Raw genomic sequence first — 16,676 nt, 5'->3', positions numbered from 1 at the left:
CCGTATCTTATCCTCTGAGGGCTTTGGTTGCCTGTTCGTCTACCTGATAATGAACTCCATCTGACACAACAACCACACCATAATCTTTTTTCGCTGCCTCTACAGACACCTTTTTCTCAATGACATCCTTTAATACCTTTTCCGGCTCACGCTTCATCGGATCACCATATCCGCCTGCACCAGGAGTTTCAACCCGGATGATATCGCCCTTCTTTAACGGAAAACTGGTTGTCTTGTGTCCCATTTTTGTGATAGTTCCATCCGGAGTTACACGGTAGAATGCACCGGCAGCGCCTTCTTTACCGCCATCTAATCCCCATGGATGGAATTTATGACGATCACCTAATCCGGTATATGCCACATCATCCTGCATCATCTCTAACTCACGCTCGATACCAAGACCGCCTCTAAACTGGCCGGCACCGCCTGTATCTTCCTTCAGTTCATATTTTCTGGCAAGAATCTTTGTGAACTCCATCTCGGTTGCCTCAATCGGCATATTAGAGGTATTGGTCATGTTTACCTGAACACCAGATAAACCATCTAATCCCTTCGAAGCACCGCCGCCTCCGGCAATAACCTCGTGGAAAATAAACACACTGTCTGTTCCGATTGCGCCTTCGCCTGCTAAAATGGTGGTTGTACAAGCACCATTACCAGCGGTTACTACGGTATCCGGGAAGATTGGTGCCAATGCTCCGAAAATTGCATCCGGGATTCGCTGCTGGCAGTCAATCTGTGCACCAATCGGACTTGGCTCTGTCGGATTTACGATACAGCCCTTCGGTGCAATGATCTTAATCGCACGGTTAATTCCCTCATTGGCTGGGATATCATCTCCCATTAATGCCTTAATGGAGAAGAATACGGCTGCTTTCGTACAAGGGTACGGCACATTGATCGGTGCTTTAATCTGCTCAGCGGTTCCTGTAAAATCAATTGTCAGGTCATCACCCTTAATGGTAATTTTCACTTTAATCGGAAGCGGATCCGGATATTTGTCGCCGCAGCCATCCACATAATCGGTATAGCTGTATTCTCCATCCGGAAGTTCTGCAACGACTGCACGGACACGGCGCTCCGAATAGCCTACCAGCTCTTTCATGCACTCAATCAAATCGTCCTGATAACGGGCATAAGCTTCCTGAATTCTCTGTACACCGATCAGGTTTGCTGACATCTGTGCGGTCAGGTCGCCCTCTCTTTCCTGTGGAACTCTGGTATTATCAAGAAGAAGGTCCATAACACTCGGAATCAGTTTTCCATTCTGGCGGATACGGATTACCGGAATTCGAATACCTTCCTGGAATAAGCTATCTGCATCTCCGGAGGTAGAACCAGGTACCTTACCACCGATATCTGAATGATGCGCAATATTGGCAATCCAGCCAACCAGTTTATCTCCCACAAAGGCCGGTGCTGCGATTACGATATCCGGCAGATGATTGCCGCCGCCATGATACGGGTCATTGGCAATATACATATCGCCTGGCTGAACATTTTCCTTTCCAAATTTTTCATAAATATTAGGAACTACACTCAGCATTGAGCCTAAAAGTGCAGCTAAACTTTCCACCTGGGCAACACTATTTCCATCCGGATCGATTACTGCAGTACACACGTCGCGACGTTCCTTCATATTAGTAGAATATGCACTGCGGACAATGATTCCATAAGTCTCCTCAGCAATGGACATCAGAAGATTGCGGACAACCTCAACTGTTACGGTATCAATCTGTTTTGCCATCTTACTTCGCCTCCTCATCATGAATCTTTAAGTTGTGATATCCATCTACGTGGATGACCCATCCTTTCGGAACCACTAACGTAGTATCCATCTGTTCGCAGATGCACGGACCAGGAATCGACTGACCCGGAACAAATTTATCTCTTAAATAGACCGGTGTTTCAACATACTCATCACTGTTCTGGAACAGAACCTGACGAACTTCGATCGGTTCTGGAATCGGTGCCTCCGGATGAAGCTCTGCTGCTTTCAGGTCCGGTTTATCGATAACGCCGATAGCGGATACACGATAACTTACAAACTGTACAATCGCATCTTCTTTGCAATAGCCGTAGCTTCTCTTATGCTCTGCATGGAAATCAGCCAGTGCTTTCTTCAAAGTCTCTTCCGTCATCTTTCCTGCCGGAACCGGAATGCTGATCTCAAAGTTCTGACGCTGATAACGCATATCAACGGCAAATTCAAAGTAACGTCTGTCTGCCGGAACACCTTCTTTATCCAGAAGACCGGTTCCCTGCTCTACCATGTTATCAAACTGCTCATTGATGTCATCTAAGTTTCCGGCTTCACCATTCATGATCTTAGTTCTGGATAAGTCGAATTTTGTATCTGCCAGAAGAAGTCCGAGACTACAAAGAGTACCTGGATGCGGCGGAATCAATACTTCCTTCATTCCCAGTTCTTTTGCCACCTCGCATGCATGAAGCGGGCCGGCGCCTCCGAATGCCATCAGGCTAAATTCGCGGACATCATATCCCTTTTCTACGGATACGCTTCGGATTGCACGAACCATGTTGGAATTTACGACTGTGATAATACCGTTCGCTGCACGTTTCATATCCAGATTGGATTTATCACAAATTTTTGTCTTGACAGCGTTTTTAGCCAGTTCAATATCTACATACATTCTGCCGCCAAGAATCTTCTTCTGATTCAGCTTGCCAAGAACAATATTGGCATCTGTTACGCAAGGATTCTCACCGCCGCGCATATAGCAGGCCGGTCCAGGTGTTGCACCCGCACTCTTAGGTCCTACCTTTAAGGCACCGCCTTCATCAATCTTTGCAATGGAACCGCCGCCGGCACCGATGGTAATAATATTAATCATCGGGATTCTGGCCGGATATCCTTCTACATAACGCTCATTCGATACCTGCGGTGTATAATTTTCAATTAAGGAAATATCTGCGCTGGTACCACCCATATCAAAGGTAATAATCTTGTCTGCTTCGCACTGTTTGCCAATATATGCAGCTGCGATAACACCGGCACTCGGTCCGGACAATGCTGTCTTAATCGGGCAGTCGATGGTTTCTTTTATTGAAATGATGGAACCATTGGACTGGGTTACATAGGGCTCTACCTGAATACCAAGCTTCGCAATGGAATCACGGAAATTATTTACATATTTTTCCATAACCGGTCCCAGATAACTATTCATAACCGTTGTACTCATACGGCTGAACTCACGGAACTCCGGTGCCAGTTTACTGGAAATCGTAACGTATGCTTCCGGGAACTCTTCATGAATGATCTCTTCAATTCTTTCTTCATGAACCGGATTAATGAATGAGAACAAAGTACAAACTGCAATTGCTGTCACACCCTGTGCTTTTAAGTATCGAACGACCTCTCTTGTTTCGTTCTCATCCAGCGGAGTCTCAACACTTCCGTCGTAACGGATTCTCTCTGTTACCGTACAGTTTAAACCGGACGGAACCAGTGGATACGGTTTCTGTGCCTGAAGATTGTAAAGAGAAGGACGTCTCTGGGTTCCGATTTCCATCAGATCCTTAAATCCTTTGGTAGTAATAAGGCCAAGGCGGCAACCTTTCTTCTCGATTAATGCGTTCGTTCCTACGGTTGTACCGTGTGCCAGATAACTAACTTCTTCCGGAGCTGCTTTCTTAATCTCTAATACATCCTGAACGCCCTTTACAATTGCTCTGGACGGATCCGCCGGTGTGGAACTATCCTTGTAATTGAACAACTCACCTGTTTCCTGATTAAAAACAGAAAAATCTGTAAACGTTCCTCCAACGTCTACGCCAATCATATATGACATAGTATTTCCTCCTATGTAGTGTATTTTTCAAGCTGCACCTTCCGGGTATGGTCGTTTACCCATCCGGACTTTTCAGGATATTGACATCATACAGTTTATATTGTTATATAACGTCATATCTCCTTTACTGATAACATACTCTTCTTTCCGTCATTTGTCAATACTTTTTCAATCAAAAATTCCATGCTTTTTGAGCCACCTTATGCTCTGTATATCTGCCTGCCTTGGATTAGAGCGATACCTCGGATCATTCTGCTCCAGCGCATACATTCCCTTATATCCAGCTGATTCAAGAATATCCAGATATTCACAGATGGGAAGATCCCCATCCCCAAGGGCCATGTGAACCGCCGGGTGGGAATCATGGAGATGAATATGTGATAATTCTGCTCCATGGGCTAAGTAACGTTCTATCTTCTGGTCCATATAAACCATTTGTCCTATATCCAGCATAGGCTTCATGCTTCCTGAAGGCATAAGGGAAATCATCTCTTTCTGCTGCTCCGGCGTGTTCAGCACGTTCGAAGACAGAGGTGTCAATGTCTCCAGCACAAGTAAAATACCCATTTTCTGAGCCTTTTCTGACAAACGATGCAGGCTCTCTTCGCTCCGCTTCCACGCATCCTCCACTGGTTTGTTGAAATAACCGCATCCAGCTGAAACCAACACCTTTGGGCAGTTCAATATTTCTGCTGCATAAAATGCACGTTCAAAATTGCGTATGCTATATTCACGTATTTTTTCATCTTCTGCTGCCAGATTGACCGGATACTGGCATTGCTCCGGCGTGATACAGCATACTGAAAGCTCACGGCTCCGAATCTGAGCAGCTTTTTCTTTCAGCTGCGCTTCGTCCATCGTATCCAGACAGAAGGACGGACCTGCTGCCCAGAGTTCCACATTTTGCATTCCCAGTAAAACAGCCGTATCCAGAAAGTACTCGAACGGATACCGCAGATACTGATAGCTCCCCAGTGCAAATCGTTCCTTTGATATCTGCACCATGACCCTCACTTCCTTTTTTATTTTTGTTTTTATAATTCTCTGTAAATCCGGTCATGCTCAGACTTCGGTACCGGCACACCGTCTCCAAAGGCACCATTCTTCAAGCAGGTTCCTGCTGAAAATACAGCTGCCGCTTTCAATGCCTCCGGAAGTATCTCTGCCCTTATCTCACTGTTTTTCCAGCTTCCCTCCGGTTGTGTTTCCAGCTTTTTCAAGATGGTAATCAGCATAGCAGTGGCAAAGCTGTCTCCGGCTCCCATGGTATCCACCGGAGTGACATAATCCGGCAGCTGGCAATAAAACCGCTCCCCATCAAAAACCGTTGCTCCCTTACTTCCACGGGTAGCTGTCACCACACTGCATCCCTTTTCATACAGCTTCCGGCACAGTTTTTCTGTCTCCTCATCATTCAGATCACTACAGGATAGAAATGCAAAATCAATATATGGGCATACACGTTCCACCCTGTCTTCCTCATTCCAGCGATACGAAAAATCATAGCTTACCAAGGGAGAAAGTCCATGCAGGGCTGGAAGCAGCCCATCGGTAAACCCATTGTTGGTTGTATGAATCAAATTAAAACCATCCGCATATTCCAAATCCTCTTTTTCCAGATAAATTGGATGCTGCTGCAGAACACCACCTTTATTGCTTCCTTTAAATACACGATCTCCATCTACAAGGGTTACTCTGGCAAAGCCATTTTCTCCTTCATAGATGCGGCAATGACTGTGTCCGACTCCGTGTGCATCTAAAGATGCCTGCACGTGATCCGCTACTGCATCCTTTCCAAATACTCCCATAAAATCCGATTCTGCTCCCAGCATTCTTGCATATACCGCAAAATTTACTGCCTGACCACCCGGATACATGGTTCCGGTATGCAGATATACATCACACACATTATCTCCAAGACCTAATACTTTCAGCATTTTCTGTTTCCTCCTGTATTTTTATCGATTGAATTTGTTTTGAAACGAAAAGCGGCCGCCTGGAAGAGGCCGCCATTCCCTGGCAGTTCTGTCCCAAGCGGCAGCATTATTCTTAATTTAAATTTTACTTATTTATTAAACTGACGAGTCTGATCATAAAGATCCTTGGTTGTAAAGAAGCCTTCATCCTGAAGCTCTTTTCCTAACGGTTCTGCTGCATCAATAAATGCCTGGCGATCAATGTCACAGAATGTTACGCCGCCTTCGTTAATTAACCACTCTTTATCTTCCTCCCACTTGTCGAGAGTTCTTTCAGAATGATGAGAAGCTACCTGTGCTGCTGCATCAGAAATTACTTTCTGATCTTCTTCCGATAAGCTGTTCCAGAACTGAGTGGAGAAGCAGATCTGCTCAACCGGATATGCGTAATCCACATCTGCTACATATTTTGCAGACTCATAGAGGCCTGCAGAACGATAGGAGTCTTTCGAACACTCACCACCGTCAACTACGCCCTGCATTAAAGCAAATGGATATTCGGACCAGGCAACTACAACCGGTGTTGCTCCCATCGCTCTCGCATTTTTCTCAAAGATCGGAAGGTTCGGAATACGATATTTCATGCCAACCATATCTTTCGGGCTCTTGATCTCTTTGTTTGCAAAGAAGATACGCGGATTCTTCTGGAATTCGAAGTTTACTACGTGAATTCCCTGATTATCCAGGCTCTCCCAGATTGGATCTGCCACATCACTCTTTAAGTAATTAATCATGGAATCGTAATTGTTAAATGCAAATGCCATGGAAAGAATGTTTAAATCAGATTCATAAGTTGCCAGGGTATCTAAGGCACACATCATGCCCTCCTGCAGTCCTACCTGAAGGTTCTCCAGCATCGTGGTCTCATTGCCAAGCTGCTCTGCGGGATAAAACTCAAAGTAATATCTGTCACCGATCTTATCATTTACCAGATCACAGAACTCTTCACAGGACTGCGGTGCCGGCTCTCCGATGGCTCCGGAGTTACCGAATTTGACAACCTTAGCTCCAGCCGGAGCCGGTTTTGTTTCTACTGTATCAGCTCCTCCTTCAGTCTTATCGGTGGTCTGTGCGGAGGCCTGCTCCGATGTGGTTGTCTGTGCAGTGGACGATCCACAGCCTGCTAATGTGCCTACTGCCATGGCTGCCGTCAGGACAAGTGCAATTTTTTTCTTCATAAACTTTCCTCCTTAAATTGTGTACTTTATACTATCTTAATCTCTTACTCTTACATGGATCCTAACAGTCTCGGAAGGAACATGGTCAGCGGCTCCCAGAATGTTGTAATCATCAGTGTAATAAACATCGGGATCAGAAACTGTACCGTATATTTCAGTGCAGTTTCAAATTTATTACCGGTCGCCTTCGCTGTTACAAACAACGCTGGTGCCATCGGCGGAGTGATTAATCCAAGTGTTACATTCAGTACGGCCATAACACCCATCTGAACATAGCTCATACCAAGAGCCGTTGCCAGATTCATAAGAAGCGGTGCCACCATAATCAAAATCTGCATGGAACCAATAAAGCAGCCCAGGAATAATAACATTGCATTTAATACTAAAAGAATGATGATTTTATTTCCTAAGGACATCAGAAGAGTTGTCATAAAACCAATCAGACCACTGGTTACAATTACCCAGTTAAATACAAGACCGGTTGCACACAGACACATGGACATACCCGCGCTGGCTAATGTATCCTTTAATGCCTTTGTCAGCATCTTAAAGCTGAAACGTTTTAAGCAGATAGCCAGGATGACGCAATACATAGCTGCTACAACGGAACACTCTGTAGGAGTAAAGATACCGGTCATAATGCCAAGTACCAGGATAGCCGGGCCACCCAGTGCCGGAAGTGATGTATACAGAGAGTGGAATCGCTCGCCCCAGGATGCCTTCGGTGCCCGCGGGCAGGCAATGTGCTGGGTTTTCACTGCAATCGGAATCCAGATCATCATGGCCACGCCCATCAGGACACCCGGTCCCATACCAGCCTGGAACATAGCCAGTGTGGAGGTCTGGCTTAAGAATGCCCAGACAACGAAGTTGATGGACGGCGGAATAATCGGTCCGATACCTGCGGATGCTGCCGTTACTGCTACTGAGAAGTCTGGATCGTATCCGGCTTTTGACATCGCACTTACCTCAATGGTTCCAAGTCCTCCGGCATCTGCCAGAGCGGAACCGGACATTCCGGCAAATACCATGGAAGATAATACATTGGCATGTGCAAGTCCTCCCGGGAGATGACCGATCCATTTTTCAAACATTCCAAATAGTCGGTCCGTTAGTCCCACTTCATTCATAAAGCATCCTACAAAGAGGAATGCCGGTAATGCCAGCATGTTGAAATCAGCCAGGGAGTTTGCTGTTTTCTGTGCAAACATAACAAATGATTGATGGTTAAATACAATGAATTCAAACGCTGAAGCCAGCATTGCGTATGCAATCGGTACTTCCAGAAGAATTAATACCACAAAGGTGATAAAATAGACGGCTAAATAGGGATCCAGATTAGTCAAGAAGACCGCCTCCTTCCTTTTCTACCGGTACACAGATGGATTCATCTCCGGTAATTACAAATGCGATTGCCTTATATGCAGACATTACCAGCATAATCACTCCCATCACCAGAACCGGCAATGCATAGTAATAACCCTTGCTGATAGGAAGTCCTCCAACGGGAGGCATCTTCTTCTGCATCTGAAACAGCTGCCAGGATGCCGGAATATAAACCCAGCTTATCACAACAATCAAAAAGTTCGTAAATGTAAACATTCCTCTGCGAAATGCCTTTGGCATACGGTTCATGATAAACTCCAGAACTGCATGACCATTGTCCCAATAAACGGTACACCATCCAAGACACATGGACCATATCATCAACGCTGTTACACATTCATCAATTCCGTATATAGGGTGCTTAAATATAAAACGCATCAATACCTGAAGGAACAATAGTGCCATAAAAGCGAATATCATGTATCCGGTAAATACTTCCACCACACTATTCGCTTTATCCATAGCCTTACCAATTGAATAGATACTTTTCTTCATACTCTAATTGCCGCGCTTCGCTGCTGCGAATACGTACTCTCCTTCCTTTAAAATTAATTTCTATCATATAATGTCATGTGCTATAAGGGGTTCCTGGTTTTCTCTGCTCTGGCCGACCTATCCATTCAAATACTCGTCCAGATCCCCTTATATTATAATACCTTCAAAGACATCATATATCGTTATGTTATTTTTACCATACTTTGATTCATTTTGCAAGTATAAATTTATTTTTCATCGTCGCTTTTTATATTATCATAGGTTTTCTCCTTTCTTTTTTGTAAATTTTGCCAACTTTTGATTCATTTGCGTTATTATACGCAAAAAGTGGAACTCTCTCCTTCGTTGGAGAGCAGTTCCACTTTCATCTTATAACATTATATAATCTTTTGATGTCTCTCATTCTAACACTGCATCTTTTTATTGTCAAGCCTCTCTTTTAAAAAAACAAGAATAAAAAATAGGAGGTTCATGCTTCCCAACAAAAAGCTAAAGAGAATCAAGAATTCCGGGTAAAACAGATCGCACAGCTTCCCCCCTGCCATGTTTGCACATACGGTTCCGATCACACTGCTGATGGTTAGACCAATGGAAATACTAAAGCTTTTCAGACGTTCATCCGATGTTTCCGCAAAACACTCTACGCTGGCACTCATATAAAGGGCAAAACTGACGGACTGAAGAATCTGCCCCAGATAAAGAGACCACTCACCCGAAAAAAGCTGAAAGCAAATCGGACGAAGCAGGTTTGTGCCCAAAGCTGCTGCCATCCCCCAGAGGGCCGGATAGGTTTTCTTTTTTCCAATATAGGCTAACAAAAGCAGACTCAAAAACTCTACTGCAGCTCCTATTCCACAAACATTTCCAAATAATTCCGCATCTCCTCCACGCTCCGCAATAATCAATGACAGGAAGCTGCCAACTGGCCGATGACTGAACCAATAAAGAGTGCTTATTGTTAAACAAAACAAAAAACGACGGCTTTTTACCAATTACTGAAACGCCTGAACAAACGAAAGACTTTTCTCTGCCTCCCCTTTCTTTCGATGATTGCCAAGCCTGGTATCCGGAAGCAGGATGAGAAATGGAATCATCATAAGAAATAAAAGAATCTGCATCTGAAAATAACGATTCCATCCCCAGTGTTTGAAATAAAATCCTCCAATCACTGACATCACTGCAAATCCAATGGAACCACCGGCACGAATCCGGCTGTATATCAATCCCGGATAACTTTCCTTACTTAAATTAACCCAGGCATCCATCAGCTGACTAAAGGGATAGGCCAATCCGGCTGCCAGAACCAGCCCCGGCAGAAGCAGCCATGACTGGTTCATGAATTTTGTGCAAAAAGCACACACCATTGATACGATACCGATACAAACTAAAAGGTATCTTCTGGTGGGCAGAAATGTATCTGTTATATAGCCTCCCACCGGTTCCATCAAAAGATTGGCCAAAAATGTCAAACTGGTAATAATTCCGCAGACTGTGGCGCTATAGCCCTGCTCTGTTAAAAACAAAACGATGAAACTCGAAAAGACACAATAGACCGCATAATAAATAAAATAAGCCGAAAAAAACAGAACAGTACAGCTCCTTTTCCCTTTCACTAATGTATCTTTTCCCGCCCCAGTCATAACAAAACCAAAGGAATAACCGCCAGCGATAATCTCTGATTAAAAATACAGTTTCCATCCTGCCAGCCTTCCTCGTAAAAGCAAGCAATCGCATCCTTTCCTGCAAGATCCGATGCTCCCCCTTCTTCTGCTATCATAAGTCCATCGTTCCATGTAACACCATCATCTTTACTAAGCCGAATCGTGAGCTTCTGACGAGCGTCAAGACTCCAGCGAACAGACTCTCCCTGTTTCTGCCGTTCCAGCGCCGGTTCATCTCCATAGGCACAATTAACAAAAGCCATCTTCCCATCTGACAGTGACAAAAGAGCGCCTCCACAGATTGGATCCGGAAGTTCTTGATTTAACCAGGGTTCTCCCCAGCGTATAGTATCTTCCCCATCTATCTCTTTTTTGCTTTCACAAAAAGCTCTTCTTCTGACTCCCGGAATTTCATGGCGCATGGTTGCAAGCAGTGTTCCATCACTCCGTTCTGCCACGGAGCTTTCTGTGGGATCGCCAACCCCGTTTCCCGCCGGAACTACACTGCTGCATCTCCATGTTTTTCCTTGATCCTGACTGGATAGACATGCAAAACAAGCTGGGAGATGGGCATTTTCCCCACGGCTCAGCCACAATGGAAGTATCAGTGTCCCATCTTTTTTGCTTATTCCATGACCAGGTGCAATCGCCCACAATGTAACCGGCCATTCTTTCCGGAATCCGTCAATCAGGGATGTCAACTCCCTTTCCGTTCCAAATGAAACACCATTATCATCGCTTTCTTTCAAAAATAATCTCTTATAATCCTGACACCAGAAAAAATAGAGCTTTCCCTCCGCTGCTGCTATTAACAAGGGATTATGAATCAGCTCATCGTCTTTGGGAGAAACCATCGTAACCCGCTCGCCGATTGGCTCTATCGTTTCACCTATCATGCGATATCTTCTTAAAAACAGAGTTCGGCTGTTTCCTCCACCTTTTCTTCCTTCATAGGTCAGGAGCAAATCCCCATTGGAGGCTGTCACGATTCCCGGTACGCGATAGGAATCAAAACCATGCTCATTATTTTCTTCTACCACAATCCGGGTATATTTTTTTTCTGCCATATGGTCCTCCTATCTTACTTCTCCAGTGAAAAAGAACAGTCATATTGTTTTACATATTTATCCATTCCGGAGGCTGAATATAATACCATCGTACAGCAGCTGCCAAAATCACCGGTACGCACTACGACTTTGGCCTTCTGCATCGTTTCCGTTAAGCGATCCTGGCTGATGGTTCCGCCAGGCAGCTGCGGCAGCAGCGACTGAATCTTTTGATACATAGCATCATTATACTGGGGCATTAACTCAAACACTTCGTAACGCTCTGCCACCAGGTCGTTCATGATTGCGCACATCGTCTGTTCAAGGGTTGGAACTCCTCTTATCAGTGACACATCAATTACATTGCAGCCATCCGGAATCGGCATATTAGCATCACAAATCACAATTGCATCCTTATGGCGGGCCGTGGCTAATGCATATCCAAGCTCTGCGTTAATCACCGTGTTCTTAATCATATACTACTTCCTCCTTTTTGCAGCATTATGTTATATAATGTCATTACGTTATATGATAAGTATAGAGGAAAGAACAAAAAAGTCAATGCTTTCGATAAAATATGGCATAAAAAGAACGGACTCTGTCACATCTTGTACAGAATCCGTTCTTTTTCAATTTTTTATGGACTAAATATTCTTAAACAGATCACAGAAATCAAAGGTCGCAAAATAATCCTTCGGTGTCTCTGCCCGGCGGATCATCTCCACGGAACCATCCTCTTTCAGGAGCAGTTCAGCCGAACGCAGCTTTCCGTTGTAGTTGTAGCCCATCGAAAAACCATGTGCGCCGGTATCATGGATGACAAGGATATCGCCCATATCAATCTTCGGAAGCATCCGGTCAATCGCAAATTTATCATTGTTCTCGCACAGGGAACCGGTTACATCGTATTTGTGGTCGCACGGCTCGTTCTCTTTTCCCATGACCGTGATGTGATGGTATGCGCCGTACATCGCCGGGCGCATCAGGTTGACTGCACACGCGTCCACACCGATATACTCTTTGTAGGTGTGTTTCTCATGGATTGCCGTTGTCACAAGGCAGCCATACGGCGCCAGCATGAAACGTCCCATCTCTGTATAAAGCGCTACATCGCCCATGCCAGCCGGAACCAGAACTTCCTCATAAACCTTGCGGACGCCCTCGCCGATTGCAAAGATATCGTTCGGCTCCTGATCCGGGCGGTAAGGAATGCCAACGCCACCAGACAGGTTGATAAATTTAATATCTGCGCCGGTCTCTTCTTTCAGCTTGACCGCCACCTCAAATAATACCTTCGCAAGCATCGGATAATACTCATTTGTAACCGTATTGCTTGCAAGGAAAGCATGGATACCGAAATGTTTCGCACCTTTTGCTTTCAACACCTTGAATGCCTCAAATAACTGCTCGGTTGTCATACCGTATTTCGCATCGCCTGGGTTGTCCATGATATCATTGCTGATCTTGAACAGTCCGCCCGGATTGTAACGGCAGCTGATCGTCTCCGGAATATAACCGATCGTCTTCTCCAGGAAATCAATGTGCGTAAAATCATCAAGGTTGATGATCGCGCCCAGCTCGGCAGCCATCTTGAATTCCTCCGGCGGTGTATCGTTGGAGGAGAACATGATCTTCTCTCCATCGTACTTCATCGCCTTTGCCATCATAAGCTCTGTCAGCGAAGAGCAGTCCACGCCGCATCCAAGTTTCTTTAAAATATCAATTACAAATGGGTTCGGTGTTGCCTTTACAGCAAAATACTCTCTGAATCCCTTGTTCCAGGAAAATGCACGCATCAGGCGCTCGCCATTCTCGCGGATTCCCTTTTCATCATACAGGTGGAACGGTGTCGGGTATGTTTTCTTGATCTCCTCCAGCTGCTCCCGTGTTACAAATGGTTTCTTCTCCACTTTTACATCCTCCGAACTAAAATCTACATATAAAACCTAAAAGTCTGGACTACCGGGAACATACACTACTCCCGGCACGCCCAGACTCCTTTGTCCTGCTACTATTTATACACCAAAAATCGTGTTTTATCAACTGATTTCCCGAAAAACGCCCACAAATGGGCGGTATTTGTTACTGTTCACGCATACGTGCCCAGTAACGGAATTTGCCGTGGCTTCGCATTTAAATACGGCAAATTCCTGCTGCCACCACGTTTTCTTACGGCACTTTCGGTTCCAAAAGTGCCTACCTGTGAACAGTAACTGGTATTTTTCTCCTTTTCTCCGCCAGGACACAAACTCCGGACAAATTGAATCATTTTCCAGATACATCTATGAACCGGGCACAGATTCAGGCGCAGAATCCAGTTTCTACTCTACCACCATTACACGCATAATATTCGTATCAGCTACCGGTTCATGGCGGTTGGCACGTGTCACCACACCCGCGGTTGCAACCACAATCTCACCCTCTTTGACGATACCTTTCTCTTTCAGCAATTCCACCGATGCAAATAAGAGCGCATCCGTCGATTCGGCGCGTTTTGCATGGAATGGCTTAACACCCCAGTAGAGCTGCATCTGGCGGACAGCCGTCATGCTCGGGGAAAGTCCTGCAATCAATGCTTTCGGACGCCATTTCGAAAGCATTCTCGTCGTAAATCCGCTGACACTCGGCGCCACAATGACCGGCGCTTCCAGATCGGAGGCGGTCGCTACGGACGAATAACATACCGTATTAGATATATTTCGAAGATTTTCCGCCGATACCTTTCTTCTCTGGTAGAACATATAATCCAGATATTTCTCCGACTCCTCGGCGATCTGGCTCATCATGCGGACTGCCTCGATCGGGTAACTTCCCATCGCCGTCTCGCCGGACAGCATGACCGCATCGGTTCCCTCATACACTGCATTCGCCACATCCGATACCTCGGCACGCGTTGGTCGCGGGTTGCGGATCATTGAATCGAGCATCTGGGTCGCCGTGATAACGACCTTGCACGCTAAGTTACACTTGCGGATGATCATCTTCTGAATGTGCGGAACCTTCTCTGCCGGTATCTCCACGCCCATATCGCCCCGGGCTACCATGATGCCGTCGCTCGCCTCAATGATGGAATCAATATTTTCAATTCCTTCTTCATTCTCGATTTTCGCGATAATTTGCATAGTAGAACCTTTTTCATCCAGAATCTCCCGGATCTCGCGGATCGCATCGGCATTGCGGACGAACGAAGCCGCCACAAAATCAAAGCCTGCATCCACGCCGAAACGAATGTCTTCCTTATCTTTATCGGTCAGCGCCGGAAGCTTGACCCGTACTCCCGGTACATTGACACCCTTCTTCTCGCCCAGCTCGCCGCCATTTTCAATCCGGCAGACGATGTCTGTTCCATTGACCTCCCGCACGTGCAGCTCAATCAGGCCATCATCGATCAAAATGCGGTCGCCCGGCTTTACATCCTCCGCCAGCCCCGCATAGTTGATGTAGCCGCGTGTCTCATCCCCCACAATCTCCTCGGTCGTCAGAGTATACAGATCGCCCTCTTTCAGCGTCACTTTCTTTCCATCTTTTAATTTGCCGGTACGGATTTCCGGTCCCTTGGTATCCAGAAGCGATGCGATCGGAATCCCCAGCTCCTCGCGCACACTTTCCAGAATCTCCAAACGATGTCTATGCTCCGCATGATCGCCATGCGAAAAGTTAAAACGTGCGACATCCATGCCATTTAACGCCAACTCCTTCATAATCTCCCGGTTATCGGTGTTTGGTCCCATTGTGCAGACAATCTTTGTCTTTTTCATGCCGTTATTCCTCCTCATATTCTGTCATTTTTTTAAGAATTTTCCCATCAGCGAATCATTTATAGGCTCTTTTGTATGCTTTATCCAGCCTATTTAAATCCCCTGCGTAACTGTTCAGTAAATGCGCAGACCTGCTGAACAGTTACTCCCCTGCTAAAAAACAATCCACCGCCTGATTCTATTTAGAATCTTTCAATTCTTCTTCGGTCACGTGTTTGTGCGTATACAGATGATCCATGCAATATTCCAGATTTCCCGCACACTTCGAACAATAGCGGAACTCCAGGTTCGGATCGTCCTTCTCGGTACGTCCGCAGACCGCGCATTTGTGGCGGGTCAGGGAAATTTTCTGGATCTGCGCTTTCTGCATCTCGTTTTTGAACTTCTGCTTGCGAACCGCCTCTTTCGGGCTGATCTTCCGGTAGTTACGCGTCATCAGGAAGAAAATGATAAAATTGAGCATCGAAACAACAATCTCAATTTTCGCGATAATGCCACCCGTTAAGAAACTGTAGACCAGAAGCGCTCCGTACATCATTCCGAGGTATTTCGCCCGGATCGGAATAAAAATCAGAAGGAACTGCATCTCCGGGAAAGTGCAGGCAAACGCCAGAAACAGCGATTCATTTAAGTAATACGGGGACATCGGCACCGAAAAGCCGGTCACACCGTACACCAGAAATGCCGCGATGATGTGTCCCAGCACGCCCATAAAGAAAAACATATTAAATCGGAAGGTTCCCCACACGCGCTCCAGCGTCGAGCCAATCGAATAATAGAGATACATCGCAAGCAGCGCAAACAGTACGCCCGACTGAGGCGGGCATACGAGAAAGGTCACGATTCTCCACACCTGCCCCCGCAGGATCGCCGCCGCATCAAGTGCCAGATACTGCACGTAAAAATATGGATTAAACAGGCTCATCACAAATCCAGCCGCATACATCATGATGATGTAGTACATCAGATTCGGGATCGCAAACCGACCGAATTTGCGCTCTAATTTTCTAAAAAAATTCATAATTCACATCCTTTTCCGTTTTCCTTCCATTATAGAGAGCGGCGGATTCTTTGTCAAATTATATTGTCGCTTCCACCACGTTATCTTACGGCACATTCGGTTCCAAAAGTGCACGCCTGCGTTCTGTAATGGCTGCATTCCAACTCAGAAAAAGCGGTATTTTCCACGCAGAAAATGCCTTTCCTTGTACAGGAACGCCCTTCTCCCATTATGCGCGATATTAACAAATTTTGCACATTTTTAGCATCTTTTTAACGCACCCTACCGATTGTTTTCTTCCTTATTCTATGTTAAAGTATAGCCGAATACATGTGTAATACAAAGGAGGGAAGGGGCACTGCCC

Annotated in this window: 12 protein-coding genes and 1 pseudogene; all 13 read right to left on the bottom strand. The window is 45.7% G+C overall.

What is annotated here, in order from left to right; translation table 11 throughout:
• Positions 1–7 precede the first annotated feature (7 nt).
• The 13 genes and pseudogenes from DWY89_RS09475 to DWY89_RS09410 all read right to left on the bottom strand — a co-directional run bounded on the left by DWY89_RS09475 (position 8) and on the right by DWY89_RS09410 (position 16,333).
• Positions 8–1,747, bottom strand: a complete 1,740-nt coding sequence (locus DWY89_RS09475) for a hydantoinase B/oxoprolinase family protein (RefSeq protein WP_118467920.1) — start codon at positions 1,745–1,747, stop codon at positions 8–10.
• Position 1,748: 1 nt separating this feature from the next.
• Positions 1,749–3,812, bottom strand: a complete 2,064-nt coding sequence (locus tag DWY89_RS09470) for a hydantoinase/oxoprolinase family protein (protein ID WP_118467918.1) — start codon at positions 3,810–3,812, stop codon at positions 1,749–1,751.
• Between the two features lie 168 nt (positions 3,813–3,980).
• Entirely contained in the window at positions 3,981–4,817 is an 837-nt protein-coding gene (locus tag DWY89_RS09465) for a sugar phosphate isomerase/epimerase family protein (RefSeq protein WP_118467916.1), read from the bottom strand.
• Positions 4,818–4,846: 29 nt separating this feature from the next.
• Positions 4,847–5,749: a fructoselysine 6-kinase gene (locus DWY89_RS09460; protein ID WP_118467914.1), complete on the bottom strand. Its 903-nt coding sequence runs from the start codon at positions 5,747–5,749 to the stop codon at positions 4,847–4,849.
• 128 nt (positions 5,750–5,877) lie between these two features.
• Entirely contained in the window at positions 5,878–6,966 is a 1,089-nt protein-coding gene (gene dctP / locus DWY89_RS09455; RefSeq protein ID WP_118467912.1) for a TRAP transporter substrate-binding protein DctP, read from the bottom strand.
• Between the two features lie 50 nt (positions 6,967–7,016).
• Positions 7,017–8,312 (bottom strand): TRAP transporter large permease, encoded by a 1,296-nt coding sequence (locus tag DWY89_RS09450; protein WP_118467911.1) that lies wholly within the window; start codon positions 8,310–8,312, stop codon positions 7,017–7,019.
• Positions 8,305–8,757: a TRAP transporter small permease subunit gene (locus tag DWY89_RS09445; protein ID WP_270224273.1), complete on the bottom strand. Its 453-nt coding sequence runs from the start codon at positions 8,755–8,757 to the stop codon at positions 8,305–8,307. Before DWY89_RS09445 ends, DWY89_RS09450 begins: the two co-directional genes overlap by 8 nt.
• 494 nt (positions 8,758–9,251) lie before the next feature.
• Positions 9,252–10,487: pseudogene (locus DWY89_RS14810) on the bottom strand (MFS transporter).
• The gene (locus tag DWY89_RS09430) at positions 10,484–11,575 is read right to left on the bottom strand and encodes a sialidase family protein (protein WP_118472096.1); all 1,092 of its coding nucleotides are present in this window, start codon (positions 11,573–11,575) and stop codon (positions 10,484–10,486) included. Before DWY89_RS09430 ends, DWY89_RS14810 begins: the two are co-directional and overlap by 4 nt.
• Before the next feature lie 14 nt (positions 11,576–11,589).
• On the bottom strand, positions 11,590–12,030 hold the full coding sequence (locus DWY89_RS09425) for an RbsD/FucU domain-containing protein (RefSeq protein WP_118472097.1): 441 nt from the start codon (positions 12,028–12,030) through the stop codon (positions 11,590–11,592).
• Between the two features lie 168 nt (positions 12,031–12,198).
• Positions 12,199–13,464 carry a diaminopimelate decarboxylase gene (locus DWY89_RS09420; protein WP_118467901.1) on the bottom strand — a complete coding sequence of 422 codons (1,266 nt, stop codon included), beginning with the start codon at positions 13,462–13,464 and terminating at the stop codon, positions 12,199–12,201.
• 411 nt (positions 13,465–13,875) lie between these two features.
• The gene (pyk, locus tag DWY89_RS09415; RefSeq protein WP_270224268.1) at positions 13,876–15,330 is read right to left on the bottom strand and encodes a pyruvate kinase; all 1,455 of its coding nucleotides are present in this window, start codon (positions 15,328–15,330) and stop codon (positions 13,876–13,878) included.
• Between the two features lie 160 nt (positions 15,331–15,490).
• Complete coding sequence (locus tag DWY89_RS09410) at positions 15,491–16,333, bottom strand: hypothetical protein (protein WP_107000332.1); 843 nt, start codon at positions 16,331–16,333, stop codon at positions 15,491–15,493.
• Between the last annotated feature and the right edge of the window lie 343 nt (positions 16,334–16,676).

This window comes from Clostridium sp. AF27-5AA (assembly GCF_003478415.1).
Taxonomy (GTDB): domain Bacteria; phylum Bacillota; class Clostridia; order Lachnospirales; family Lachnospiraceae; genus Otoolea; species Otoolea fessa.
Note: the sequence above shows the minus strand (reverse complement) of the source record. Positions and strands in the feature narration are given on the sequence as shown.